The organism is Halobacillus litoralis, assembly GCF_020171725.1.
GTDB classification, from domain to species: domain Bacteria; phylum Bacillota; class Bacilli; order Bacillales; family Halobacillaceae; genus Halobacillus; species Halobacillus litoralis_F.
In genome coordinates, this window is the sequence record NZ_JAIVAJ010000005.1 from 324,684 (window position 1) to 349,162 (window position 24,479).

At 46.9% G+C, this 24,479-nt stretch carries 22 protein-coding genes; 7 read left to right on the plus strand and 15 right to left on the minus strand.

The features are described from left to right. Positions 1 to 114 precede the first annotated feature (114 nt). A complete protein-coding gene (locus LCM20_RS11460) occupies positions 115 to 276 on the plus strand; it encodes a hypothetical protein (protein WP_225195592.1) in 162 nt (53 codons plus the stop codon). Between the two features lie 302 nt (positions 277 to 578). Here LCM20_RS11460 and LCM20_RS11465 read toward each other — a convergent pair whose 3' ends face one another. From LCM20_RS11465 to LCM20_RS11475, 3 genes are read right to left on the minus strand one after another with little or no spacing between them, the layout of a single operon-like run. After that, positions 579 to 956, minus strand: a complete 378-nt coding sequence (locus tag LCM20_RS11465) for a thiol-disulfide oxidoreductase DCC family protein (protein WP_225195593.1) — start codon at positions 954 to 956, stop codon at positions 579 to 581. Next, positions 953 to 2,698: an aminodeoxychorismate synthase component I gene (gene pabB, locus LCM20_RS11470; protein WP_225195594.1), complete on the minus strand. Its 1,746-nt coding sequence runs from the start codon at positions 2,696 to 2,698 to the stop codon at positions 953 to 955. The genes LCM20_RS11465 and pabB overlap by 4 nt, the downstream gene beginning before the upstream one ends. Beyond that, entirely contained in the window at positions 2,695 to 3,288 is a 594-nt protein-coding gene (locus tag LCM20_RS11475) for an anthranilate synthase component II (RefSeq protein WP_225195595.1), read from the minus strand. The genes pabB and LCM20_RS11475 overlap by 4 nt, the downstream gene beginning before the upstream one ends. A gap of 211 nt (positions 3,289 to 3,499) precedes the next feature. Between LCM20_RS11475 and LCM20_RS11480 the strand changes: the two genes are divergently transcribed. Together LCM20_RS11480 and LCM20_RS11485 are read left to right on the plus strand one after the other, a co-directional pair. After that, complete coding sequence (locus LCM20_RS11480) at positions 3,500 to 4,855, plus strand: sensor histidine kinase (RefSeq protein WP_225195596.1); 1,356 nt, start codon at positions 3,500 to 3,502, stop codon at positions 4,853 to 4,855. Beyond that, a complete protein-coding gene (locus LCM20_RS11485; protein WP_225195597.1) occupies positions 4,833 to 5,453 on the plus strand; it encodes a response regulator in 621 nt (206 codons plus the stop codon). Before LCM20_RS11480 ends, LCM20_RS11485 begins: the two co-directional genes overlap by 23 nt. 305 nt (positions 5,454 to 5,758) lie before the next feature. Here LCM20_RS11485 and LCM20_RS11490 read toward each other — a convergent pair whose 3' ends face one another. Continuing rightward, positions 5,759 to 6,871: a DUF1648 domain-containing protein gene (locus LCM20_RS11490; protein WP_225195598.1), complete on the minus strand. Its 1,113-nt coding sequence runs from the start codon at positions 6,869 to 6,871 to the stop codon at positions 5,759 to 5,761. Further along, positions 6,868 to 7,260: a GntR family transcriptional regulator gene (locus LCM20_RS11495; protein WP_225195599.1), complete on the minus strand. Its 393-nt coding sequence runs from the start codon at positions 7,258 to 7,260 to the stop codon at positions 6,868 to 6,870. The genes LCM20_RS11490 and LCM20_RS11495 overlap by 4 nt, the downstream gene beginning before the upstream one ends. Before the next feature lie 208 nt (positions 7,261 to 7,468). On the opposite strand from LCM20_RS11495, the gene LCM20_RS11500 reads away from it, so the two are divergent. Together LCM20_RS11500 and nagZ are read left to right on the plus strand one after the other, a co-directional pair. Next, positions 7,469 to 8,221, plus strand: coding sequence for an alpha/beta hydrolase (locus LCM20_RS11500; RefSeq protein ID WP_225195600.1), 753 nt, complete (start codon positions 7,469 to 7,471; stop codon positions 8,219 to 8,221). 51 nt (positions 8,222 to 8,272) lie between these two features. After that, positions 8,273 to 9,529 (plus strand): beta-N-acetylhexosaminidase, encoded by a 1,257-nt coding sequence (gene nagZ / locus LCM20_RS11505; RefSeq protein WP_225195601.1) that lies wholly within the window; start codon positions 8,273 to 8,275, stop codon positions 9,527 to 9,529. Here the strand turns inward: nagZ and LCM20_RS11510 are convergent, their stop codons facing one another. Next, positions 9,530 to 10,930: an amidase gene (locus LCM20_RS11510; protein WP_225195602.1), complete on the minus strand. Its 1,401-nt coding sequence runs from the start codon at positions 10,928 to 10,930 to the stop codon at positions 9,530 to 9,532. An 86-nt stretch (positions 10,931 to 11,016) separates the two neighbouring features. Then, positions 11,017 to 12,261 carry a sensor domain-containing diguanylate cyclase gene (locus LCM20_RS11515; RefSeq protein WP_225195603.1) on the minus strand — a complete coding sequence of 415 codons (1,245 nt, stop codon included), beginning with the start codon at positions 12,259 to 12,261 and terminating at the stop codon, positions 11,017 to 11,019. Positions 12,262 to 12,388: 127 nt separating this feature from the next. Between LCM20_RS11515 and LCM20_RS11520 the strand changes: the two genes are divergently transcribed. Continuing rightward, positions 12,389 to 13,069: a hypothetical protein gene (locus LCM20_RS11520; protein WP_225195604.1), complete on the plus strand. Its 681-nt coding sequence runs from the start codon at positions 12,389 to 12,391 to the stop codon at positions 13,067 to 13,069. Between the two features lie 36 nt (positions 13,070 to 13,105). Here LCM20_RS11520 and LCM20_RS11525 read toward each other — a convergent pair whose 3' ends face one another. Continuing rightward, a complete protein-coding gene (locus tag LCM20_RS11525) occupies positions 13,106 to 14,242 on the minus strand; it encodes a DEAD/DEAH box helicase (protein ID WP_225195605.1) in 1,137 nt (378 codons plus the stop codon). A gap of 221 nt (positions 14,243 to 14,463) precedes the next feature. Then, complete coding sequence (locus LCM20_RS11530; protein ID WP_225195606.1) at positions 14,464 to 14,904, minus strand: SRPBCC family protein; 441 nt, start codon at positions 14,902 to 14,904, stop codon at positions 14,464 to 14,466. A gap of 133 nt (positions 14,905 to 15,037) precedes the next feature. Here LCM20_RS11530 and LCM20_RS11535 point away from each other — a divergent pair, with 133 nt between their 5' ends. Then, positions 15,038 to 16,438, plus strand: a complete 1,401-nt coding sequence (locus LCM20_RS11535; RefSeq protein WP_225195607.1) for a Na+/H+ antiporter NhaC family protein — start codon at positions 15,038 to 15,040, stop codon at positions 16,436 to 16,438. 123 nt (positions 16,439 to 16,561) lie between these two features. On the opposite strand, the gene LCM20_RS11540 is transcribed toward LCM20_RS11535, so the two are convergent. The 6 genes from LCM20_RS11540 to LCM20_RS11565 all read right to left on the minus strand — a co-directional run bounded on the left by LCM20_RS11540 (position 16,562) and on the right by LCM20_RS11565 (position 24,276). Further along, complete coding sequence (locus LCM20_RS11540) at positions 16,562 to 17,677, minus strand: RNA-guided endonuclease TnpB family protein (protein ID WP_225195608.1); 1,116 nt, start codon at positions 17,675 to 17,677, stop codon at positions 16,562 to 16,564. An 11-nt stretch (positions 17,678 to 17,688) separates the two neighbouring features. Further along, a complete protein-coding gene (gene tnpA / locus LCM20_RS11545; protein ID WP_225195609.1) occupies positions 17,689 to 18,087 on the minus strand; it encodes an IS200/IS605 family transposase in 399 nt (132 codons plus the stop codon). 514 nt (positions 18,088 to 18,601) lie between these two features. Further along, positions 18,602 to 19,090 carry a GyrI-like domain-containing protein gene (locus LCM20_RS11550; protein ID WP_225195610.1) on the minus strand — a complete coding sequence of 163 codons (489 nt, stop codon included), beginning with the start codon at positions 19,088 to 19,090 and terminating at the stop codon, positions 18,602 to 18,604. Positions 19,091 to 19,257: 167 nt separating this feature from the next. After that, positions 19,258 to 20,214, minus strand: a complete 957-nt coding sequence (gene argF, locus LCM20_RS11555; RefSeq protein ID WP_225195611.1) for an ornithine carbamoyltransferase — start codon at positions 20,212 to 20,214, stop codon at positions 19,258 to 19,260. Next, positions 20,211 to 23,219 (minus strand): carbamoyl-phosphate synthase (glutamine-hydrolyzing) large subunit, encoded by a 3,009-nt coding sequence (carB, locus tag LCM20_RS11560; protein WP_225195612.1) that lies wholly within the window; start codon positions 23,217 to 23,219, stop codon positions 20,211 to 20,213. The genes argF and carB overlap by 4 nt, the downstream gene beginning before the upstream one ends. Beyond that, positions 23,212 to 24,276 carry a carbamoyl phosphate synthase small subunit gene (locus LCM20_RS11565; RefSeq protein WP_225195613.1) on the minus strand — a complete coding sequence of 355 codons (1,065 nt, stop codon included), beginning with the start codon at positions 24,274 to 24,276 and terminating at the stop codon, positions 23,212 to 23,214. The genes carB and LCM20_RS11565 overlap by 8 nt, the downstream gene beginning before the upstream one ends. Between the last annotated feature and the right edge of the window lie 203 nt (positions 24,277 to 24,479).

The window sequence follows — 24,479 nt, forward strand, 5'->3', positions numbered from 1 at the left end:
CTAATGCCGCTTTTGTAAAATCATACCTCCCTGAGTAAAACATCGAAAGTCATGGTATGCGCAAAGGGATTTCGTTTAGAATGGTAGTAGACATTCATAGAACGGAGGAACGACATGAATAAAGGAACACTGATTCTATTCACTCTCCTTTGCCTTGCCTTCATCGCCAACGGACTTTACCGAGGGCTGGTTCAGGATCAATGGTTTTCCATGATCTTAGCGGTCGTCGTCATTGTATTCGGTGGATATCGTCTCATGAAAAAAAATAAAAAGTAGAATTGATTTAATAACCTTTTTTCTACAATACAAGCCAGTAGGTTATCGGCTATCGCTTCTCACTGGATACAATGGCACCAACATGTTCGTTGTCAAAAATGATCGTTCGATAACCTCATGTCATAAGGTTTTGAAGTCCCTTTTATCGCAAAGTGGGATGGAAAATGATGAGACTCCTGCGGGATCAGCGGTTGTGGCGAGACCCCACAGGACGATAGTCCGAGGAGACTCGGCGCCGCCCGCGGAAAGCGAGTTATTTTCCACCCCACTTACCTCTCAATTTGATTCAAAACCTTCTTTTCTCATGCATACCGAGGCAGATCATAGCGTCCGAACCATCGGTGCCGGTTGGCGGACACCCATCTGTATAAAGGAGGGCCCACTCGGTCAACGCCCGGAAGATAAAGCAGGAGAGCGAGTAAAGCAAAAGGCGGCAGCGCAAGAAGCAGTCTGCGGATCGTGTAGAACCCTTGCTTGATTTCTCCTTCTTTCGTCAGCATATGAATCTCATCGAGCGTATCCCGTCCCTCTAAGTATGGATACGTACCATTCTGACGGGTTTCCTGAACGGCCACCCATTTAATTTGGTCCGTCCAATCGAATAGACGAAGTGTCTTTTTGAAATAAAAGCAGAACGGGCACTGGGCATCATAAAATACGATATGTTTGATTAAGCTCATCTCCCTTCCATCAAAAAGTCCGCTTTCAACCAACCTCTGAGTCCATTGATGAACCAAATCTCTTCAAACTCACCCCATTCATCGATATACAAAACCTTTTCCCTGATTACGCCGTCCTCTAACAACTGCTGTCTGAAGGTACCCGCAAGCAGTCCGGAAGAAACTGGAGGCGTGTAATAGTCACCGTCTTTTTTTACGACAACGTTCCCAATCGTAAATTCTGTCAGTTCCCGCTTCTGATTCCATAATAAAACCGTGGAAACCCGAGGATCGACATGCTGTTCATACACTTTACGATGGGTTGTTTTATGAAAAAGGAACGGATTTTCTACATCCACTGGTTCTGCTGCACGTTTACAGGAGATCGACTCCTTCTCGTCTGTCACAGGTGTAACCTCTGTTTCCGGTGTTCCGCTCTCATCGACGAGCATACGCACTTTGAATGTGCCGACAGGGTTTTCACCTGCGATGGAACGCAGCTGATTCTTCACTTCCTCTATATGACACTTCCGCTGAAAATAAAGAGCTGAATCCTGAACGCGTCTCAAGTGGAAATCAAGCAGTGGATACGCCCCATCTTTCAGCTTCATCGTCTCCAACAGCGAAAACTCCGGCCTTGATTCCTTCAGAAAACGCGCTTTCGTCATAATCTCCTCGTATTCTCCGTGTGAAGTGGAGTCCCACGTGACACCACCACCTGTCCCGTAGACAGCTCGTCCTTTTGCTTTATCGATCATCACGGTCCGGATCGGAACATTAAAGACGGCCTCATGATTCGGCGTCATAAATCCGATCGCTCCGCAGTACACGTCACGTGGTGAGGATTCAAGCTTCTTAATGTATTCCATTGTACGGACTTTTGGTGCACCTGTAATCGATCCACACGGAAAGAGGGCGCGGAATACATCGAGGAACGTGTAGGATTCAGGCAGCTCGCCTTGTACAGTAGAAGTCATCTGATGAACCGTCGGATACGTCTCCACTTCAAACAGCTTCGGAACTCGGATTGTACCGGGCTTGGCAATGCGCCCAAGGTCGTTTCGCAATAGATCCACAATCATCAGGTTTTCTGCCTGCTCTTTTTCAGACGTCAACAAATGATCGACCTGATCCTGATCTTCTTCGATAAACCGCCCTCGCTTTGCTGTGCCCTTCATCGGCTTCGTTGTAACGAGCCCGTCATCGATTCTGAAAAACAGTTCGGGGGAAGCAGACAACAGGCTCTTGTCCCCCATTTGAAGATAAGCACTGTAGGAGGACTGCTGGTTCCTTACGAGTTGACGATAGAAGCTGTAATCATCCCCTGTAAAATCCGCCTCGAGTCTCGTCGTGTAATTGACCTGATATGTGTCGCCACGCTCAATCGCCGCTTTGATTCGACCGATCCCTGCTTGGTACTGATCAAAATCCCCCTTCATCTTCCAGTTCGACGCATCATAACCAGAGGATTCTTCAGTTTCCTTTTGAAAAGGCTGTTCAAATATGCCGAACCAAAGAAGCGGCCAGCCCGGTTGATGATGGACGGCAAGGTTCTCGTTAAAGGCAGGTGCTGCTTCATAGGATACGTACCCCGCAGCATAATACCCGTCTTCCAGCCACGCTTCGATTTCGCGGAAGGCGTCTGTCACTTCGTTCGTGTCAGAGGCCGTCAGCACGTGTACAGGTCGAAGAAAAGCAAACGGACGGACGTCGCCGTTCTTATCTGCAAATTCGAATATCAGCTTCACGTCTTCTTGGTTCATCGGACCTTCTCCTTTCTATAGAGAAGAGCCGCTTCGTAGGCTTTCTCCAGCATGTCATAACCATATTCGGTCATAATCGATTCAGGATGGAACTGAATGCCTTCAATCGGGAGCGACTGATGTCTGACTGCCATGACGACGCCTTCTTCTGATCTTGCACTGACTTCGAGACAGGCAGCCATTTTTTCTTCAGGCGTAATGAGCGAATGGTATCTTGTCACACGGAGTGTTTCAGGAAGCCCGCTGAAGATTGTATTTCCGTCATGCGTCACCCGCGTGACTTTCCCCTGCATAGGCTTCTCTCCCTTCTCGACCGATCCACCGAAGAAATCGACAATCAGCTGATGACCGAGACAAATACCAAGAATGGGGACACGTCCACTGAAGGCAGTCAGCACTTCTCGACTGATTCCTGTTTCATCAGGGTTCCCGGGGCCTGGTGACAGCACGATCAAATCCGGGTCGTGCTGTTCGACATCGTGAATGGTGAGTTGGTCATTCGGGTAAACCCGCACCTCTTCCGTCATTTGTTGAAAGTATTGAAATAAGTTATACGTAAACGAATCGTAATTATCTATGATGATGATCATGGTACGCACCTTTTCTATAATTTGAACTTAAGTCGTGACGTTAATAAATCCTTCTCTTTCTTATTTTACACAAAGAAACGGGTGCGTTCATTTGTTAAATGTTTGATTTCTCACCTTTCGTTTTAGTACGTTCACGCAAAAAAGAATCGAAAAATTCCCTCAACTGTATTAAAATAAGAGAAAGCTTCAAGGCGTTAGGATGATGGAAAAGATGACCAAACAACTGATTCGACAAAAAAGCATATGGATCAAGGTAGGACTCATCGCCATAGGAGCCACCATGCCCTTATGGTTGAACGTAGAAAGCTCGGGTCTTGCTACCTTACTGGAACAGTTGCGTGAAGATCCATCAGGTCACACGTTAATGCTCGTCGCCTTCGCGCTCGTCATGCTCAATACCATTCGTGCCCTCCCCCATTACCTTGGCGCATTATTACTAGGTGATGAACTAGGAACCAGGTTGAATAAATCATGGTTAAAAGTGGTCGTCCCTTTAACTGTCATTCCTCTTGTGTATCTCATCATCAATGGATACCACTCATTGAGTTACCACTTCGGAGGCCCTGCCCTCCTGCTGCTGATTTCGATCAGTATTCTGCATATGCTAGATAAAGGACGGCTCAGGCCAGTATTCAAGTCAGTTGTGATTGGACAAGTGCTTCTAGGCATCCAGTGGCTGGACATGGTGCTGTTCCTGAGTGCTTTCGGCTTCGGAGGTGGTCCGATTTCCACAGAAGTGAAGCAAATGGCTGAACAACTCGACTTCGGCTTCACTCTATCTTTTTATAGTCTTGTCTTCTGTGCTGTATTTATCATCAACGCCCTCGTTCTCGCCGTCTACTTGACTGTATCCGAGCAAAAATGGAGAATCAGACAGGATTTACACCGTGCCCGTCATCAAGTGGCCGAGTCCCGTTCTGGACGTGAAGCGCTGCATCTCGTTCATGACTTGAAAACGCCGCTCTCGTTAATGGAAGGATTGAACTCTTTAATTCAATTGAAGACCAGTGACCCTGAGATCCTACGATACACCAACAAAATCGCTTCTTCTATTCAATCAACCAGTGACATGGTGTCTGAGATTCTCTATCACGAGAAAAAGAATTGGTGCACGATGAAGACGTTCATTGAATACGTCAGGGCCAATAAACTTTCTGAATCGGCCACGATCTATCAATTTGAATTAGAGGCAGACGAAGAAATCGAGATCCACATCAACAAGATCCGGATGACCCGTGCTTTAGTGAACCTGATCGATAATGCGAGTGATGCTGTCGAAGGTAAGGAACAGGCCACCGTCACCATCCGCTCAAAAGTATCGGACGGGAAAGTCGCCATAGGAGTAGAGGATAACGGCGAAGGCATCAGCGAGGAGAACAAGGAGAAAATCTGGAACGCTGGATTCAGTACGAAGTCTCACCCTGGTGTGGGATTGACGTTTGTTCAAAATGTCGTGAAAGAACATGACGCACACCTATCGATCCATAGTGAGCCTGGACAGGGTACGACATTCTGGATTCAATTACCGAAGGAGAGAGTACGCTATGAAGATTCTGATCATCGATAACGACGAGTCACTAAGGTATATGCTGACCGAATTTTGCAAGCATGCCGGATGGGAATCAGACACGGCAGAGAACGGCCGTCAAGGGGTCGAGAAATTCCTATCCGGTCAATACGATGTCTTACTTGTCGATTACCATATGCCTGAAATGGATGGGTTACAGACCGTCCGTGAAATTCGAAAACATAACGAAAACATTCCGATTCTCGTTTTGACGGTAGATGAACGGCAGGAAATCGCCGACAGGTTCATCGATGAAGGTGCAACAGACTTTGCCTTAAAGCCTGTGAAAGCCCCTGATTTGATTTCCCGTATCCGCCTTCACGTTCAAATCGCTAATATGAAGCATGTGAAGGAAGAAGATGAAGATGTCTTTACAGCCAAAGGCATCAGCAAAGGCACGCTGCAGTCGATTGCTGATTTTCTAAAGAAAAACCGAGATCCTTTCCCTGTCGATGCGATCTCTAAAGAAATCGGACTCGCCTACCCGACCGTCTATCGCTACTTAATGTATTTATTAGAACAAGGCAAAGTGAAGCAAGTCGTCAGCCACCAGAAAATCGGCCGGCCGAAAAAGCTCTACAAATGGTACACCAATTAGAAGAACCACGCATTTATAACCTTTATCTTATTCAAAACCCCCAAGCGATGCTGTGGCATCACTTGGGGGTTTTCAGAGTGTCGAAGAAAGCATGGGGAACGGTTCTGTTACAAATGAGTTTTACAGCAGGGTGGAAAATAGCTCACTTTCCGGCGGCGGACGCCCATGGAAAGCGAGTTGTTTCGCCAACACCGCTTCTCCAACTAAAAATTGAACCGATAGAACTTTCTCGACACCTTGACTCTAGTCATACTTTTGCATCACTTGTTTTTTCATTTAATCAGAATCTCCAGCAACTGAAATCGTCATCCTCCAAGTAGAATCGGGAGTCCGACGGCTAGAACGATGATGACGAGGAAGAACACCCATGCAAGTGGCCTTGCGAGGTTCACAGTCCAGCCGACGCCGAAGCGTTTTTCCAGGAAGACAGCCGGGTCATTTTGATTGAAATAGAACTGCCCGAGCTTCCAGTAACGGTCGTCATCACGGTCGATAACTTCACCGTTCTGATTTGATTGAACGCGTACCCGGCTCCCTCCCTGACCGGTTGTAAACGCAAGGATGATCGATGCAATCGTCAATCCACCTGCGAAAAGGAGCGGAACGTAAATTAACATCCACGATGGGACTTCAAACAGGAATGACCACTGAACGACGCCGAACAACAAAGCCATCGCTATGCTTCCTACGATAATGAACAAGGACCATCTTCTTCTAAAAATCACATTCTGCCGCTTCGATTCTTCCGGGTTCTCAGCACTCACCTGCTGCTTCGCTCTCGAAATGACGGTATTCACAAATAGGAATAAGAAGGTCATGAAAATCTGCATGACCGGCATTAGAATAGCGGTACGATACGATTTCTCCGCCCAGTTCGTCACTTCTCCTTCGAAGTTATACTGCATGGGAATCCGTTCAGGCATTTGATCGTAGAAGTTGAACGTCACGATAAACATAAATGCCGCAATTCCGAACGGAACGAGGAACCAGAAATTCGAATAGGTCAGCTTTTCCTGCCTGAAGGACGTATCAATAACAGTTCGCTGCGCTTGTTCCTTCTGCCACTGCTTCTCTGCCTTCATGGCTTTCATCCGCTTGTGATAGGACAAGTAGACGAAGAAGCTGGCAACAAGGTATAGAAGGACGGTCGCACCGAATACGAAGCTGAACGCTTGATCGCTCTCCATACCCATAAAGCCAAAAGCAACAAAGGCAGCCGTAAACACCCCGCTCAACACAGCGATGCGGACGGCATAGGACTTCCTGAACTCCTTCAACGGTGTGGTATGGTAGACCCTTTCAGGAATCGAGACTCCGAAACTCTCCGTTCTTCTTGTCCAGTAAGGCATGAACATCGAGATAAGAAATACGGGCACCATGACAACGAGAAAAATCAACAACATAAACGACGTATTCATTTCTTTTCCCCCTCTTTAAACCCTTTGAAAATGTCCTGACAGATCGACAAGTATTCCTCTTCTGATAACCCTCGGCATATGGATTCGGCAATGGAAGGTCGAAGCGTTTCTTTCAATTCAGCATAATAATCCTCGCCCGCTTCAGGCACTCCGTCCGGATGAATGACGACGCCTTTTTGTCTATGAATTAAAATAAACCCTTCCTGCTTCAGCTGTTGATACGCTTTATTTACCGTATGCAAGTTGATGCCGAGATCCGCAGCCAGTGAGCGTACAGACGGCAGCGCCTCCCCTGCAGACAAGTCTTTACGCGCGATTCCTGCGATGATTTCATGCTTCAGCTGTGTATAGATCGGCTTCTTTGATTCGAAATCCAACTGGATGAACAAGGTTTCAACCCCTTTCCGTTTGTCTGTTATACATATAATATAACAGTTACATCAAAAAGTACACGATTATTTATTTTATATTGTAAAAAAGGGGGTGTAAGGTCCTGCTGATATCTGGTTCCAAATGGAAGTCCCCCAATCTATCACACGCAATATCTATGATAAAATGACTAGGGAAGCTATTTTTCAGAAAGGGGTTGTGTACCGGATGGAGAACGTTTCATTTGAAAACGAAAACGGTCTTACACTGAGAGGTCTGTGGCAGGAAGGAAGTACGAAGAAAGGAATCATCATGTGCCACGGTTTCCGTTCGAACCGCTCCTCGAGAGGACGCTTTGACCGACTCGCATCAACATTTCAAGAAAAAGGATATTCTGTTCTTCGCTTTGATTTCGGAGGATGCGGCGAAAGTGATAACCGCCCCCTGACTTTAAGAGGAGAGGTGGAGGACCTGACGGCTGCCATCGAATATGTAACGGAGAAAGGCACAGAAGACCTGGCCCTTTTCGGACACAGCCTCGGAGCGCGCGTCTGTCTGGAAGCTTATCAGCGGGACAGGATTAAGACGATGATGTTCACAGGAGCCGGCACGGGACCTGTTCAATATGACTGGTCAGCAGAATTCACGACAGAACAGCTGGCTGAATTGGCGGATACAGGGTTCCTCACACAATCTGTAGAAGATCCATTCCGATCATCGATTATCATTCCAGAAGAGATGCTGCGTGACTTTGATGATTTTGATCAGGAAGAACTCCTTTCCCGCGTAGCGTGTCCTGTTTATTTGATCCACGGAGACCAGGGGGAGGAAGCCATTCTGATGCCTCTTACAAGAGAAGGCATGGTCTACCTGCCTAAGGAATCCCAACTCACCGTATTCAAAGGAGCCGCCCATGATTTGATGGATCAGATGAATGAAATCGAACATCTCGCCTGTCAGTGGATGAAGAATTTTTTATAAATGGACGTTTCTACATAGAATAAGACGACCAATGAATAATGGAGGCCTAACATGAAGCCGATCACAATCATCGTACTCAGTCTTACAGCAGGCGCAGTCCTTGTCAGCCTGTTGATCAACGCCCAAGTTGCTACAACGAGAACACCTGTACAAACAGAGGCTGCCAGCCATCTCAGTCATCAAGACTTACAGAAGGCGCCCCTCTATACGCTTGAAAAAGAAATCGAGAATAAAGTGGAACAGATGAGTCTCGAAGATAAAGCCGCTCAGCTGTTCATGGTGGGGTTTGAAGGCACATCGCTCAGTCCATCTGAAAGAAGCATGATCCAACAAGGTCATGTCGGCGGTGTGATTTTACTTGGTCGGAACGTTAGAAGCGACGATCAACTGCATCAACTTGTTACATCCATCAAGCAATCCAACTCCACTTCCACCCCTCTTTTTGTAGGAATCGATGAAGAAGGGGGACGTGTCAGTCGAATCCCCGCGTCCCTCTCTTCTCTCCCTTCCAGCAAGCAAATCGGAAACGCCGGAGACCCGGAGCTTTCGTATGACGTCGGGCAATCCTTGGCTGCGAAAGTGAAGCATTATGGAATCAACATGAACTTCGCACCTGTTTTGGACATTAACAATAATCCAGACAATGAGGTCATCGGTGATCGTTCGTTCGGGTCTGACCCCGAGACGGTTACACGGCTCGGCATCCCAACGATGAAGGGCATACGATCCGAAGGCGTCATCCCTGTCGTGAAGCATTTCCCTGGTCACGGAGACACGTCCGTGGACTCGCACGCCCAGCTGCCTATCATTAACAAAACAACCGAACAACTGAATGCATTTGAATGGGTTCCTTTCAAGAAGGCCATCCAATCAGGGGCCGACGCCGTCATGACCGCTCACATCTTATTCCCCGCACTCGATGAGCAGTACCCTGCTACCTTTTCCAAGAAAGTCGTGACAGGCGTGCTGAGAGAGCAGATGAATTATGACGGGCTCGTCATCACAGACGATATGGCCATGGGAGCGATCTCTGAGAATTACGGAACAGAAGAAGCTGTATTAAAGGCAATCGAGGCTGGTGTGGACATCGTGTTATTGACGGATACAAGGAACAATCAATTTGAACGTGTGCACCAGTCCTTGTTAGAAGCCGTCGAAAAAGGAGAGCTCTCTGAAGAGCAGATTGATGAGAGTGTGAAGCGGATTCTGAAAGTGAAACAAAAATATAAGCTCTCCTCCATTCAAGAAGATGTGAATGAAGAAGAGCTCAATCAATCGATTTCTGATATTCAGAAACGCGTGAACTAGTTATTCGATTTCTTTATATTTCGACCACCACGGTCGTGCTTGTTCCAGTTGAGCCGCTAACTGGAACAGCGTCGCTTCATCCCCGAACGGTGCGGTGAAATGAGATCCGATCGGTACATTTTCACTATTCCAGTACAACGGAACGCTCATAGACGGCTGTCCCGTTGCATTGGTGATCGGGGTCAGGTGGGCATATTCAGCTGATACGGCCAAAATCTCATCAATCGTATTCTTCTCTCCGTCATAGGAACCGAGCGGCAGCGCCTTCTTCATTGTCACCGGATGAAGAAGAATATCGTATTGATCGAAAAATTGATGCACCTTCCCACTTTCTGAAGCGAGGAAATTGCGCGCTTCTTCATATTCCATGGCTGAGAAGCTTTTTCCTTTTTCCACTAAAGTCGACAGCATCGTTCCCACGGTAGATGTCGTGACTTTTCTCCCGTTCGCTGCCGCTGCTTCCTGAACAGCGAGCGCTCCGCCTAACACCCATACCGTCACATAAGCATCCATAAACCGGTGCAGATCGAAGTCCGGAAAGGCGATTTCCACACTGTGCCCAAGGGATTCCAACAGGTGGGCTGTGCTTTCGACAGCATCCTGAACGTCACGGTCAATCTCCATCAACCCTTGAAAGTCAGCCAGATAGGCAATTCGAAGCGGCCTTACTTCCTCTTGGACCACTTCTGAAAAAGGCTTCCCTCTTGCTGGTGTCGCAAATAAGTCGCCTGTCTGCGGTCCCTCCAAAATATCAAGAAGCCAAGCGCTGTCTCTGACAGATCGTGTAATCGCATGACTGGCCGCAAAACTGTTCAGTCGAGTGGAGAAAGGCGTCCTTCCTCGCGTAGGCTTCAATCCAAACAGACCACAGTTGGAGGCAGGAATCCGAATCGATCCTCCCCCATCACTCCCGTGCGCAAACGGCACCATCCCTGTCGCAACGGCCGCAGCAGCCCCACCACTTGATCCTCCAGGAGAGTAACGGACGTCCCAGGGGTTTTTCGTGTAGCCTAAATAATTGGACTCTGTAGCCGGGGTAAAGCCGAATTCAGGCGTGTTACTTTTCCCTAAGATCGTCAGGCCTGCCTTTTTGTAGCGCGAAACGATCACATCATCTCCCGGCGCTACGAAGCCTTCCATCACTTTAGAGCCATATGAAAGAGGCTGTCCCTGCATCGCATTTAAATCTTTGATTAAAAAAGGCAGCCCGGCAAGAGGAGTGTTCACATCCGCCTTCGCTATTTCTTCATACGTTTTATGTACAACGGCGTTCAGCTCTGGATTTCTGCGCTCGATCACGGATCGAAAGTGACCTAGTACTTCCTCTAAGCTCAACTCCTCATTTCTCAACTTCTGTTTTAAATCGGTCCCATCCCAATTCCGAATTTCAGCTATTTCCATCTCCACTCTTCCTTTCGCCGTATTTGTATTCAATATACCAAAATACAGCAATAGAAAAAAAGCAGAGCGTTCCACCCTGCTTTTTTCTACTGCTTATAAGGGCTTTCAGATGGGTGTTGGTAAACCTCCACACACTTCCGCCCATTGTTTTTCGCTTCATATAAAGCCTGATCCGCACGTGTTAACAAGATATCTTTGGTTACCCCGTGGTCAGGGTAAATCGCAATCCCAATCGACACGCTGATCTGAAGCTCGTGCCCGTTGAGAACGATGGGCTGCTGAATGCGTTCAATCATCCGCTCCGCCACCTGTTCAGGCACAGAAGCCGCTTGAAAATCTGTAAGCAGCACGACGAACTCATCCCCACCAAGCCGCGAGAACGTATCGGTCTCTCTCAGCATCTGTTTGATCCGCTTCGTAAAGATGACGAGCACATCATCCCCAATTTTGTGACCATATTGGTCGTTAATATCCTTGAAGTTATCCAAATCTATGAACAACACAGACAGAAGAGAGTCGGTCTGGTCGATTTCCTGCAATTCCAGCTGAAGCTTTTTGAAAAAGTAGCGCCGGTTGGACACTTGTGTGAGCTGATCATAGTAAGCCATCTCTTCCAATCGGTTCTGCTTCCTCCGCCGTTCACTGATGACTCTGCATATCGTTTGTATGGCAGGTTTTCCGTCGAATATGACCTTGGAACCTGTCAGTTCAACTTCAATCACCCTTCCATCAAACCGCTTTATTTTCCGTTCAATCGGAGGGAGGATACTGAACTCACTTTCAAAAACCCGGTCGAGTCGATTCTGTACGTCACTTTGTGGTTCATCTTGAATAAACCCGTGCACACTCATCCCGATGCATTCTCCGCAGCTCTCAGCGCCTACTAACTGCACGCCGGCCGGGTTCACAAAAACAATCCGATCCTCTTCATCGTGGACGAAGATCGAGTCCGTATTTTGATCCACCATGGATTGATAGTTACCTGTCTGCGTTTCACTTGTACGAGGGTGGTTCCATTGCAGTAGATACGATGACGTAGAGGGAATGGCATACACCTGAAGCCAGCCCGGTCTTGAAATCGTAACCTCATGATGCCCGTTCTTCTCCGCCTGTTCCAAGGCAGTCAGCAAATATTCTTTTTCCTCTTTCCGGTACACTTCATCAATCGATTTTCCTACTGCGGTCGAGTGCGATTTCTTCAGCTTCTGGTTCACGTACGTATACGTGAAAGACCCTCCATTCTGTTCAACGATCCCAATGGCCAGATCTAATGAATTCAACCACTCCTCCAACATCGAAGGAGCATTAAGTAAATTTGCAATCCCTTGCATCCTGCAGCCACTTCTTTCTATATTGTTTCTTTTCATTTGCCCCATTTTCTAAACAAAAGTATAGCATTATATGATTCCATTATCCTATATAATTGTAATAAAATTTTATTTATTCGAATTTTTCAGCATGAACCGCTCGACAGCGTTTATTTTTTTGCGGGCAGGGAACGTTAAAGAAAACATCCTGAGAGTTGGTGAAAAGGTGTCCTTAAGAAACACTTATACTGCGGTTCTTGCCCTTACAGCCGTGCTTTCCGTTGTATTAGCCTTGATGGAGTACCTTTCAGCAGACATGTTTATCAGAAGCCTGATCACCTTTGTCGCTGCCCCTTCCTTTCTCGTGTATGCCAACCAAAAGCGTTTATGGTTCAGAAAAAGCTTCAGGTGGCTGATCAAATGCAGCCAAAGCCCTCCGATCAGTGGATCTTTCTTTATGGCAGGTGCCCTGATCAGCTATGACGGACTCACGACCATCCCTTATGGATTCTTCCTACATTTGATTCCTTTAACTATCGCATCCGTGCTCTACTGGTCACCGTTTCTCGTGAACTGTTCCTTCTCTAAACCTATATCCTATATGCATCAATTTGCTTATTTTACAATTACTTCTATAGTATTCTTCACCTACCATCAAATGACCTTTTATTTTTATGAAGCACAACCGACTTTCGGTTACATGGTCATCGGTACAGCCGTCATGATCGTGACGCTGCTTTCCTTAATCATGAACTGGGCAAAGGACGAATCCCACATCGACCGGATGACCGTAAAAGGCCTCGTACAGCCAATTAAAGAAGACCATAAATAAAAGGCCTTATCCATAAAAGGAAAAGGCCTCTTGTCATTACTTCTTGTTCACTAATTTACCTTTGTAGATCTCTACTTCTGTCAGAGGAAAATCAATGTCACGGGCGTATTTCTTCAAACGTTTTTCTTCGACTGGGTTCACAAGTGAGACGACCACACCGTCCGTCGCCCCAATTCTTGCTGTACGGCCGGCACGGTGAATGTAAGAGGATTCATCTTTCGGCACATCCATGTTGACGATGAACGTAATATCCAGAATATCCAGCCCACGTGCCGCAACATCTGTTGCCAGCAATAGATCGTATGCGCCCTGCCTGAATTCTTTCACCGCTTTTTGACGTTGTTCCTTCTTGGCATCACTGTGCAGCAACCCAAGATCGAGATTTCGGTAAGTCAACTTCTCAGCAAACACATTCAGTTTTGCAATGTCCTGCATGAAGGCAAGCCCTTTGAACCCCTCCACATAAGCAAGTTTCCGCAGCAGCTCCACCTTCTCACGGTCTGAACAACGAATGTAGACGTGGTCGACGTTCGGCTTCTTCTCTTCTGATTCGACTTGGATGACCTCTGCTTCCGGGTTCATGAACGTCTGTGCCACGTCGATGACTTCTTCCGGAAGGGTCGCAGAGAATAGTAAAATCTGACGCTCCTTCTGCATCGCGTCCAGAATCGATTCAACAGTAGGGAGATGCTCAGTGACAAGCAGCTGATCCGCTTCATCCATCACAATCGTTTGAATCTCATGGGCTTTCACTTTTTTGCGCTCCATCAGCTCATGGATACGTCCAGGTGTACCGACGATGACAGCGGGCTTTTTCTTCAGCTTCTCGATTTGACGCTTAATGTTTGCGCCACCGATTAATGGTGTGCTTACGATGCCGCTGCCCTGCGTCCATTTCAGTACTTCCTGGTGAATCTGCATCACAAGCTCATGGGAAGAAGCAAGAATCATCACCTGCGTTCTCTTGACTGAAGGATCTACTTTCTCCAATAGAGGAAGGAGATAGGCCAATGTCTTACCACTCCCGGTAGGAGCCTCACCCAGCACATCTCCCCCTTTATAAATGAACGGAATCGCTTTTTCCTGAACGGTTGTAAACGAACCGAACCCAGATTCCTCCCACGTTTTTTCAATAGAAGAAGACCATTGCGGCAAACCTTCTAATTTATCCATATTTATTCTCATCCTTTATTTTATGAAATAACCAAAACGAACTTTATTTAATCTCAAAGGCTCAAGGCGCCTTGAGATCTTCGAATAGTGGACGTTCGAATAAGGAATCAGGCGTCCTGTTGCAATATCGAACTAACCTGCCTCAGCAGGTCCAAGAAAAAAAGACCTCTAAACTCTAAGAGGCCTTTAAAAATGATCCATAGCTTGTTTTTATTATACCACTAGCTCGAGGATTCGATAAAGTTTTTCAGATGCTTCAAATGATTTTCGTCCTCTTTTTTTATGATTTTCTTAATAAGAGGCTGAGTGAGTTTGTTCCGCAGTCCTTCTGTGAAGAGTTCTCCACGGAAATCCACCTTCGTGCCCTCCGTCGTTTCGGTGAACGTGTAGTGATATCTGAGATCGAGCCCTTGCTGGACACTTCGAACGGAGAACGCTTTATTTTTTTCAAAATGAGTGACGTTAATCTTGGAAGGAACTCTTCTGCCGCGGATTTCTCTCGTTTCCTTGAACTGAAACCCTTCTCGGACAGGTCCTTCCGTGAGTAATTCGACATCCACGACAGCATCCATGATTTCCGGGCTGTTCTTAAAGTCAGTCGCTGCAGCAAACACTTCGTCGATTGGTTTCTGAATGGTTATGGTTTGTGTAAAAAAAGACATGCTTTTCCTCCCTGTTGAGTGCTTCCCTACTCTATTCGATACGGAACGGCGAATCCCTGTTTTCTAAAATCGAATAAGGAATTCAAAATAACCGCATGCTAAGTGAAGCTCACTAGAAACGGGGGAACGCACTATGGAATGGATCGCAGTCATTCCTTTTGTTGTCGTCATTATCGCAGCGATTTGGACGAAGCAGGTCATTCCAAGTCTTTTATTCGGCGTCATTGTGGCGGGTTACCTGGTCGATCCGCACTGGCTCAGCGGGATGATGACCGGTTTTTCTTTTATTTATGAAGGATTGATGGATGAAAATAATTTAAAAATCATCGTCTTCTTATACGGGTTCTCTGCCTTGATCGGCATTGTGAAGATGGCCGGCGGAATCAAAGGCTTTGTTCAAGAGGCTACTGAACGCATCAATGAAAAGAGAGGGGCGTTCATCTTAACATGGTTATCCTCTGTCGGGACGTTCACTGCACCTAGTTTCCGGATCGTCACCATCGGTCCAGTCATGAAAGCCATGCGGAAGAAAATCCCAATGACTAAGCAGGAGCTCGGATTCGTCATTGAAACGACGGCCTCTCCCCTCGTGGTACTGATACCCGTCGCTACAGCCTTCGTCGGATATATGACCTCCGTCATCGAACTTTCGCTGAACCAGGCAGGAACCACCGGCGATGCTTACTCTTTATACATCCAGAGCATCCCTTTCAACTTTTTCGCATTCGCGATGATTGCGATCGGCTTTTACTTAAGCTTTTTTCACCGCAACAAAAAGCCCGCAACCGACGTGCAGGAGAATAAAGAAGCGGACAAGCAGGATCACTGGGAGGACTGCCACCCTGCCGTCACCAAGGACCTGCCCGCTAAACCTTGGAGGCTGATCGTCCCATTGGTCAGCGTCATCGCCTTAACATTCTTTCTTATGTACCAAGTCGGTGTCCTGAATGGAGAGAGCGGTTTCCAAGCGTTGATCAACCCGAATGTACTGGACGCCATGGTACTCGCCGTCGTACTCACTTTAATCGGGTTCGTCGTGTATTTGACTGTTAAAAAAGAACCGCTCAAGAAGACGATGGATGCTTTAATTTTTGGTGGCAATGAAATCATGGGAGTCATTTTACTACTCGCAACCGTCTGGGGATTGAGTAAGGGCTCAGAAGCGTTGGAATTCGCACCGACCATCTCCTCTTCATTCGAGTGGGTTCCACCAGGTTTCGTAGCCGTCGTCATCTTTATCGTCGGCTGCGCGTTGTCCTATTTTATCGGATCCGCCTGGGGAACCTGGGGAATCTTAATGCCCGTCGGCGTCTCGATCGCCGTCGCCGCCGGCAGCTCTCTCCCTATTGTCATCGGGGCGGTATTTGCGAGCGGCACATTCGGCGCCTTCTCCTCTCCGCTCAGTGACGATACCAATACGACAGCAGGAATTCTGAATTTGAATGCTGTGCAATATGCGAGGTTCAAGTTGAAGCCCGCATTGATCGCTGCTGGGGTAGCCGCGGCTTTGTATTTTGGTATCTCCTTTTTGTGAACTACTCCCACCACTTACCATCCTTACGGGTTGCTTGAAGTGGGGGTTTCTTGGGTAATCGCCACTTTTATTAGCTGACGAAATGGACCAAGCTAACCCTCTTGTTCCAAAAGTTTATATTTTTTATTGGGCACTTGCTAATAAGCGAATGCCTTCTTTTTTGATATTGAGTGCTGAATTGTAATCTCGATCGAGGTTTAGACCACAAGTGCACTGATAAGTACGCTCTGACAGTTTGATTTCTTTTACCGAACCACAGTTCGAACAAGTTTTTGTGGATGGGAACCATTTATCGATTTTGATAAGTTGCTTCCCTTGTTCTTTTAGTTTGTACTGCAAGAAAGAGGTGAACATACCCCAACCATTGTCAGCGACACTTTTACCGAATTTGAGTGCTTGTGACATGCCTTTTATGTCTAGGTCTTCAATCACAACAGCATCATAATAGGTTACCAATTGTTTGGACTTGTGGTGGAGGAAATTCTTTCGTTGATTAGCGACTTTTTCTTGGATTTTGGCAACTCTGATGCGCTGCTTATTCCAATTCGAAGAGCCTTTCTTTTTTCGGGAAAGTTTGCGCTGTTCTTTTGCTAATTTATCAAGCATCTGTCGATAAAATTTCGGGTAATTGGCTTTCTCACCCTCACTATCAACAAACAATCCATTCATTGCAAAATCCAATCCAACTACTTCTTTGATTTCTTTGGTTTCAATTTTCTTATCATACTCTGTGAGGATAGAAATATAGTATTTTCCTGATGCGGTCATAGAAAGGGTGCAGGATTTGATTTTGTGCATGAAAGGGATTTCTCGATGTTGCTTGATTTTGACCTTTTTTAGTTTAGGTAATTTGATATGACCATCCAACAACTCGATATTACCGTTTACGACATTTGTTGTGTAGCTTTGTTTGTGTCGCTTGGTTTTGAATTTCGGAAACTTGGCATTTCCTTTGAAGAAGGCTTTATATGCTTTGTCTAAATTTAATTGTGCGTTCGCCAACGCTAGCGAGTCTACTTCCTTTAGCCATTCATACTCTTTTTTGTACTTGGCAGGAGTAGGAGGCTTTGCGTTTTTCAGAGCTTCTTTATCGTCTTTTAGGTTTTCATACGTTTCTTTTCGTTCTGCTAACATTTTGTTGTAGACAAAGCGAACACAACCAAAGGTTTTATGAATCATCAGAGACTGTTCATCTGTTGGATGAATTCTGAATTTGTAGGCTTTATTCAGTTTAGCCATATCACATCACCTCACTTTTCCCCTTGATTTTCGATGTATTTTTTAACCACCTCAATAGGCGAACCACAAGTGGTCAACAAACAAAAACTCCTTGACCAAAACATTTCTTTCCATAGTTTTTTTCGCACAAGAGGAAATTCTTTTTTGACAAGCCTTGAACTGGCACTTTTATAGGCATTGATGAACTTTGACAGTTCGGTATTAGGATGGGCTTTGAACAGAATATGAACATGGTCTAGATCATGATTCCATTCGACCAATGTAATGTTGTATTTCTCGCCCAATGATACAAACTTTTCTCTCGAATAGTCTGAAATGGTGTCATCAATGACTTCCCTTCTATATTTCACAACCAATACCAAATGGTAGTACATCAAGAACACCGAATGATTATTACTATCTAACTTCATTTTTATATCAGCCCTTATACGTTATAAGACTGATTATACCACATGGAGATAAATGGCAGGAACTTTTGGGCTCCCCGCCCAACCGAAATTCATCTCCCCCTTACCGTTGGGCTACGCCCTTCACACGCTTGAAGAGGGAGACTTCTTTCGGGAGTTCGTTAAAAAGAAGGAAGGCGGCTGATTGGGACAGTGCGCTGTCTTGATAGGTAGCTTCTTGTCTCGATTTTTTAGTATCGGGACTGGCTGATCGACTGAACCAGGATGGGCTGTCCCAATAATGCGATATCGGGACTAGCAGAACTGCTGAACCTACGCGCTCTGTCCCAATAAAAGAATATCGGGACTAGCAGAACCGCTGAACCGGCGGCCCTGTCCCAATCCACATTTTATAGAACTCACCGACCTGTAATGCATTATCGTCTGTCCCAATCCAAAATGACATCACCATTCCGACCACAATGTTTTTGCCTATAATGCCTCAACAAAAAAGAGCCCTCAAAGGAGCTCTTTTTCGTTACGACTTGATCGGCAGATATAACGTGTATTTTGTATTTTTTCCTGTGTACGGTTGGTATTCCTCGAATCCGAACCCTTCAACAGGCCGGTATCCTTGTTCTATAATCCAATCGTATAAGTAGGGATAAGGGTTAAAATCGTGCAGATCCGGATCATAGTCCATCACGGCATATCGGTGAGTCGGGATCGTTTTCGTAATCATATCAGGAGGAACCTTCTCATAGCTATCCACTTCGACGGCGGCCAACCAGTAAAACTTATCGGTCTCTTCATTCCAATGAGGCGGATCGACAAACATCCCAATTGAACACGGGGTGTTGATCCGGTTCTTCACTTTGTGCAGTTTGGATGTGTGAAAATCCTCCATCAACCTCGGAATTTTCACGTATCTTTCGTCCATCATCGTCTGGCAGTACGTACCGACCACTTTAAAATTCGCTTTCTTCACGACCTTAGGCTGGACAGCCGTTTGGATTTGCTCGCTCATGAAAGGGCCACTCCTTTTTAATAGTTTCGCTCTCCTCACTACTTCCACAAAAACGGACAAATCCCTTGTCACTTTTTTCCGTTCGACAAAATTAGAACAGATTCTTTTTTGAAAAGATACCCTTCACTATCCTACTTTTCAGATGGATAACATTATGCTGGTACTTTTTAACGATATCCGATCAGGGCCTGAAGAATGGCTTTCTGCACATGCATACGATTTTCTGCTTGTTGGAAAACGTAGGATTGCGGGCCGTCAATGACTTCGGCAGTGACCTCCTCCTCGCGGTGTGCGGGCAGGCAGTGTAGGAACATCGCATCATCTTTGGCTTGATTCATGACGCTTTGATTGACTTGGAAGCCTTGGAAAGCTTTCCTCCGTTCCTCCTGCTCTTCCTCCTGCCCCATCGATGCCCAGACATCTGTATAAATGACATCGGCTCCCTCTGCCGCCTTATGGGGGTCATGGCTGATGGTCACAGAACCTTCATACTGTAAAGCAAGCTTTTCGGCCTGGGCCACAACGTCCGGTGCGGGTTCATAGCCTTCCGGAGTGGCGACGACGACTTCCATCCCCATCATGGCACTTATAATCATTAAGGAGTGTGCCACATTGTTACCGTCACCGACATAAACGATTTTCAAGCCATGCAGACGTCCTTTCTGCTCTAGAATCGTAAAGACGTCGGCCAACGCCTGGCAAGGGTGGTACACATCACAAAGCCCGTTGATGACAGGGACCGAAGCATGTTCCGCGAGCTCTTGTAGTTTCTCATGAGAGGTCGTACGGAACATGATCGCATCGACATACCCAGATAAAACTTGAGCTGTATCTGAAATCGACTCGCCACGGCCGATTTGAATGTCCTTGGTGTTCAAGTAGAGCGCATGCCCTCCCATCTGGACCATGCCGGCTTCGAACGATACACGCGTACGGGTTGATGACTTTTCAAAGATCATAGCGAGCGTTTTTCCAGCTAAAAAGGAAGAGTGTGGATTCTCCTTCAAGTATTGCGCTTGAGCTAGTAGCTGGGAGACATCAGCTTGAGAATAATTCAACCAGCTTAATAGGTCTTTCCCTTGTAAATCTGTACTTGTGGACGTCATCTGTTCGAGCAGGTTCATACGCTTTCCACTCCTTGTAGGTTCGGTTTTGGCAGGACGACGGGCGAAGCTTTCTTATAAGCGATTGAATCTACATAAGCCTGGAACGTCGTCTTTTCACTGAATACGGTCATGCCATATTTCAACGCCTGTACGCGCTTTTCTTTTGCTTCCGGTGTCTTCTGGTCATTGACGTAAACACTTGCTTCCTTCGTCTGCACCCATTCTTTGAACGGCAGGGTCGAGCCTTTCGTATCGGACTCGATGTCGATGAAGGCCGCTTCTGGTTCTTCGTTCAAGTCAGGTAGGTGTGAGAATACTTTCGCAAGAGCCTCTCCTACCGTATTGCCGATACACATACCCTCACCCGTCGACTTCATATTCGCACCGAGTGTCTGATCGAGTTCCGGCAGCGCATGTGAGGAGAACAATGGATACTTCACCGCCACTTGTTCAATGACAGGCTGTTCGATCTCCTTCAGGTCGAGTCCTTCCGTTACGACTTGTACCGCTAGATCAACGAGAGCACTCGTCGACACTTTACTGACGATCGGTACCGTTCGGCTGGCACGTGGGTTCACCTCAAGCACGTAAACATCTTCGCCCTTCCAAAGGAATTGGATGTTCATGATGCCTTTATAGTTGAAGTTCTGGACGATCTGAGAGCTGTACTGCTTCACTTTAGCCTCGATGTCACTTGGAAGCTGTGCCGGGAAAACAGACATGCTGTCACCAGAGTGTACACCAGCTGGTTCAATGTGCTCCATCAATCCTGGAATGAAGACATTCTCTCCATCTCCAACGAGATCGACTTCGATTTCTTTTCCAACGACGAACGGATCCAGGATGACCGGATAATGGTGATCCTCCATGCCTTCCAGTGCCTGGAGCAATTCTGCCTTGTTGTTCACTTTCACCATGCCCTGTCCGCCAATGACATAGGAAGGACGGCATAACAGCGGATACTCATATTGATCCGCGACCTTCAACGCTTCTTGTTCACTTACACATGTCTGCCCCGCCACGTGAGGGATATGGAGCGCATCCAGAGATCCATAGAAACGGTCACGATCCTCAAGCGCATCCAGCACATCCGAGCTGACCCCGGCAATCGGAAGACCGGCCTGCTCCAATTTTTCAGCCATATTAATGGCCGTCTGACCTCCGAAGGCTGTAAACACGAGGTCCACGCTCTCATGCGTCACGATATCTTCAATAACCTCTTTCGTGATCGGCTCAAAATAAAGACGATCGGCTGTTTCATAATCTGTACTCACCGTCTCCGGGTTGTTGTTCAACATGATGGTCGTCCAGCCGAGTGCTTTCAAGCTCTCGATCGCTTTCACAGCACTGTAATCGAACTCGACACCCTGCCCGATCCGAATCGGGCCGGAACCGATGATGAGAGCTTTTTTATTTTCTTTCAAAGGAGCGACTTCATTGATTCCTGTATAAGTGCGGTACACATAGTTGGTCTCTGCTTCGAATTCTGCCGCGCACGTGTCCACGACCTTGAAGTTCGGCTTCACGTCATATTCGTCGCGCCATTCTTTCACTTCGGATTCTGGTTTTCCAGACAGCTTAGCAATCTGCAGGTCAGAGAAACCGAACCACTTCGCACGCTTAAGAAGCTCTTCATTCAGACACTCCGTTTGAAGCGATTGTTCAATATCGATGATTTGTTTGATCGCTTGTAAGAAAAATTCATCGACCTTCGTTTGTTCATGCAGCCATTCAAGCGTATAGCCTCTTCTGAAGGCTTCCATGATGGCAAAAAAGCGCAGGTCTGTCGGCTTCAATAAGTGCTCTTCAATATCGTTGATGACCGGCTGCTTCGTGTCGAGACACTGGATCGCCTTTTGGAAAGCGGCCTCCAGCATACGGTCGATTGCCATGACTTCTCCGGTCGCCTTCATCTTCGTCCCCAGTGTGCGGTCCGCTTCCGGAAACTTATCGAATGGCCAACGAGGGAATTTAACGACGACGTAATCAAGAGCGGGCTCAAAGCTTGCATACGTATGCCCCGTCAATGGATTAAGGAGCTCGTCGAGCGAGTACCCTAAAGCGATTTTCGTTGCCATCTTCGCAATCGGATAGCCCGTCGCTTTGGATGCAAGAGCAGAAGAACGACTGACTCTCGGGTTGACTTCAATGACGTAATACTGCTGACTGTCCGGGTCAAGAGCAAGCTGGACGTTACATCCACCGATGACTTCAAGAGCGGAAACGATTTTAAAGGAAGCCGATCTAAGCATTTGATACTCGCTGTCCGTCAGTGTTTGAGAAGGGGCTACGACGATCGAATCCCCTGTATGCACGCCGACAGGATCGACGTTCTCCATGTTACAAACCGAGATGCACGTCCCGTTTTGATCACGCATGATTTCATATTCGATCTCTTTGAATCCGGCTATGCTTTTTTCCATGATGACCTGCTGAATCGGGCTCGCCTTCAACCCGTTTTCCGTCAGCTCTTTCAAATCCGACTCATTATGGGCAATACCGCCGCCGCGTCCGCCAAGCGTATAGGCAGGACGGCTGATGACAGGAAAACCGACTTTCTTCGCGAAGGACACGGCACTATCCACTGTTGTAATCACTTCACTCTCAGGAACCGGCTCCCCCAGTTCGTCCATCAGCTCTCGGAACAGCTGGCGATCCTCCCCTTTTTGAATCGAATCGACAGTCGTACCTAACAGTTCGACCTCATATTGCTTCAATACACCCGCTCTCTCCAGTTCGACGGCGAGGTTCAAGGCCGTTTGTCCTCCTAGCCCGGCTAGAAGACCGTCAGGACGTTCTTTATTGATAATAGCTGTCACGCTCTCCAGTGTTAAAGGTTCACTGTACACCTCATCGGCAATGGTGTGGTCGGTCATGATGGTCGCGGGGTTCGGGTTGACCAGCACGACGTGATGTCCTTCCTCACGAAGGGCGAGACACCCTTGTGTTCCTGAGTAGTCAAACTCTGCTGCCTGCCCAATCACGATGGGTCCGGATCCAATTACGAGAATTTTCTTAGACATACACGCCCTCCTCCTTCTTGCTTTGTATCATTTTGAAAAAGTCATCGAATAACCATTCTGCATCGGCGGGTCCCGGGTGCGCCTCCGGGTGGAACTGTGCAGTCAGGATCGCATGCTCTTTATGCGTCAATCCTTCGACGGTTCCGTCATTCACGTTGTAAAAGCGCATCGCAAGCGGCGTTCCTTCGAGACTCGAACTCTTCACGACGTAATTGTGGTTTTGCGAAGACATGAAGACCTTCCCTGTCTCAACATCCTTCACAGGGTGGTTCGCCCCTCGGTGCCCGAACGGCAGCTTCTCCGTTTCAGCTCCATAGGCAAGTGCAATGACTTGGTGTCCCATGCAGATTCCGAAAGTCGGGTGCTTGTCGATCAGCTTCTTAATTTGCGGCAGGTACGGCTCGGCATCGGTCGGGTCCCCCGGTCCATTGGAAAGCACGACGGCGTGAACGTTCTTCGCCTGAAATTCGTTGAGCTTCGTAAACGGTATGACGGTTACTTTCGTGTTGTTGCCAAGCAGTGCATGGAGAATGGACTTTTTCCATCCGAAATCAATGAGTACGATATGCAGATCTCCAGTCCCGTAAGACTCGATTTCCTGCCCTTCCACCTTGTGCATCTGTCCGGATTCGCTCGGTAGGATCTCATTCTCTTTCTGCGAACTCAAAATCGCCTGATGCGATCCACCAGCACGGATCGCTTTCGTAATCTCCCTGGTATCGATCCCTGTTATGAAGGGCACTTCATGCTGATTTAAGTAATCTTTCAAAGAGCTTGTCGCTAAGTAGTGACTCGTGCTCTCGGAACAATGGAACATGACAACGCCGCTCACCTGGATTTCCTGACTCTCTCCATCTACTTCATTAATCCCATAATTTCCGATTAACGGATAAGTGAATACAACAATTTGATCCTTATATGAGGGATCGGTCAATACTTCCTGGTAACCGGTCATCCCTGTAAAAAAGACGATCTCGCCTTGAACAGGCTGTTCCCAATTCTGAGAGGCGTCGCCTTGAAACGTCTTACCATCTTGTAAACATAGATATCCTTTCACATCACCACTCCCTTTATGTGTGAATAATTATAATATATTATGAATTTTTATACAACCAGTTGCAAGTAAAAAAAGTGATGAATTTTCACCACTTTTTTTAGGTTGCCAGAATAATAGATAATATGGTTTTTATTCGGGCGTTGATAGAGGCTGTGATTGTGCTGCGTACTCTTTAGGAGAGGAAGAGGGGGGCTTTATCGACA

What these genes read in the sequence shown, in the direction of transcription:
- LCM20_RS11460 (WP_225195592.1), top strand. Translation starts at nt 115, where the DNA reads ATGAATAAAGGAACACTGATTCTATTCACTCTCCTTTGCCTTGCCTTC.
- LCM20_RS11465 (WP_225195593.1), bottom strand. Translation starts at nt 956, where the DNA reads ATGAGCTTAATCAAACATATCGTATTTTATGATGCCCAGTGCCCGTTC.
- pabB (WP_225195594.1), bottom strand. Translation starts at nt 2,698, where the DNA reads ATGAACCAAGAAGACGTGAAGCTGATATTCGAATTTGCAGATAAGAAC.
- LCM20_RS11475 (WP_225195595.1), bottom strand. Translation starts at nt 3,288, where the DNA reads ATGATCATCATCATAGATAATTACGATTCGTTTACGTATAACTTATTT.
- LCM20_RS11480 (WP_225195596.1), top strand. Translation starts at nt 3,500, where the DNA reads ATGACCAAACAACTGATTCGACAAAAAAGCATATGGATCAAGGTAGGA.
- LCM20_RS11485 (WP_225195597.1), top strand. Translation starts at nt 4,833, where the DNA reads ATGAAGATTCTGATCATCGATAACGACGAGTCACTAAGGTATATGCTG.
- LCM20_RS11490 (WP_225195598.1), bottom strand. Translation starts at nt 6,871, where the DNA reads ATGAATACGTCGTTTATGTTGTTGATTTTTCTCGTTGTCATGGTGCCC.
- LCM20_RS11500 (WP_225195600.1), top strand. Translation starts at nt 7,469, where the DNA reads ATGGAGAACGTTTCATTTGAAAACGAAAACGGTCTTACACTGAGAGGT.
- nagZ (WP_225195601.1), top strand. Translation starts at nt 8,273, where the DNA reads ATGAAGCCGATCACAATCATCGTACTCAGTCTTACAGCAGGCGCAGTC.
- LCM20_RS11510 (WP_225195602.1), bottom strand. Translation starts at nt 10,930, where the DNA reads ATGGAAATAGCTGAAATTCGGAATTGGGATGGGACCGATTTAAAACAG.
- LCM20_RS11515 (WP_225195603.1), bottom strand. Translation starts at nt 12,261, where the DNA reads ATGCAAGGGATTGCAAATTTACTTAATGCTCCTTCGATGTTGGAGGAG.
- LCM20_RS11520 (WP_225195604.1), top strand. Translation starts at nt 12,389, where the DNA reads ATGAACCGCTCGACAGCGTTTATTTTTTTGCGGGCAGGGAACGTTAAA.
- LCM20_RS11525 (WP_225195605.1), bottom strand. Translation starts at nt 14,242, where the DNA reads ATGGATAAATTAGAAGGTTTGCCGCAATGGTCTTCTTCTATTGAAAAA.
- LCM20_RS11530 (WP_225195606.1), bottom strand. Translation starts at nt 14,904, where the DNA reads ATGTCTTTTTTTACACAAACCATAACCATTCAGAAACCAATCGACGAA.
- LCM20_RS11535 (WP_225195607.1), top strand. Translation starts at nt 15,038, where the DNA reads ATGGAATGGATCGCAGTCATTCCTTTTGTTGTCGTCATTATCGCAGCG.
- LCM20_RS11540 (WP_225195608.1), bottom strand. Translation starts at nt 17,677, where the DNA reads ATGGCTAAACTGAATAAAGCCTACAAATTCAGAATTCATCCAACAGAT.
- tnpA (WP_225195609.1), bottom strand. Translation starts at nt 18,087, where the DNA reads ATGAAGTTAGATAGTAATAATCATTCGGTGTTCTTGATGTACTACCAT.
- LCM20_RS11550 (WP_225195610.1), bottom strand. Translation starts at nt 19,090, where the DNA reads ATGAGCGAGCAAATCCAAACGGCTGTCCAGCCTAAGGTCGTGAAGAAA.
- argF (WP_225195611.1), bottom strand. Translation starts at nt 20,214, where the DNA reads ATGAACCTGCTCGAACAGATGACGTCCACAAGTACAGATTTACAAGGG.
- carB (WP_225195612.1), bottom strand. Translation starts at nt 23,219, where the DNA reads ATGTCTAAGAAAATTCTCGTAATTGGATCCGGACCCATCGTGATTGGG.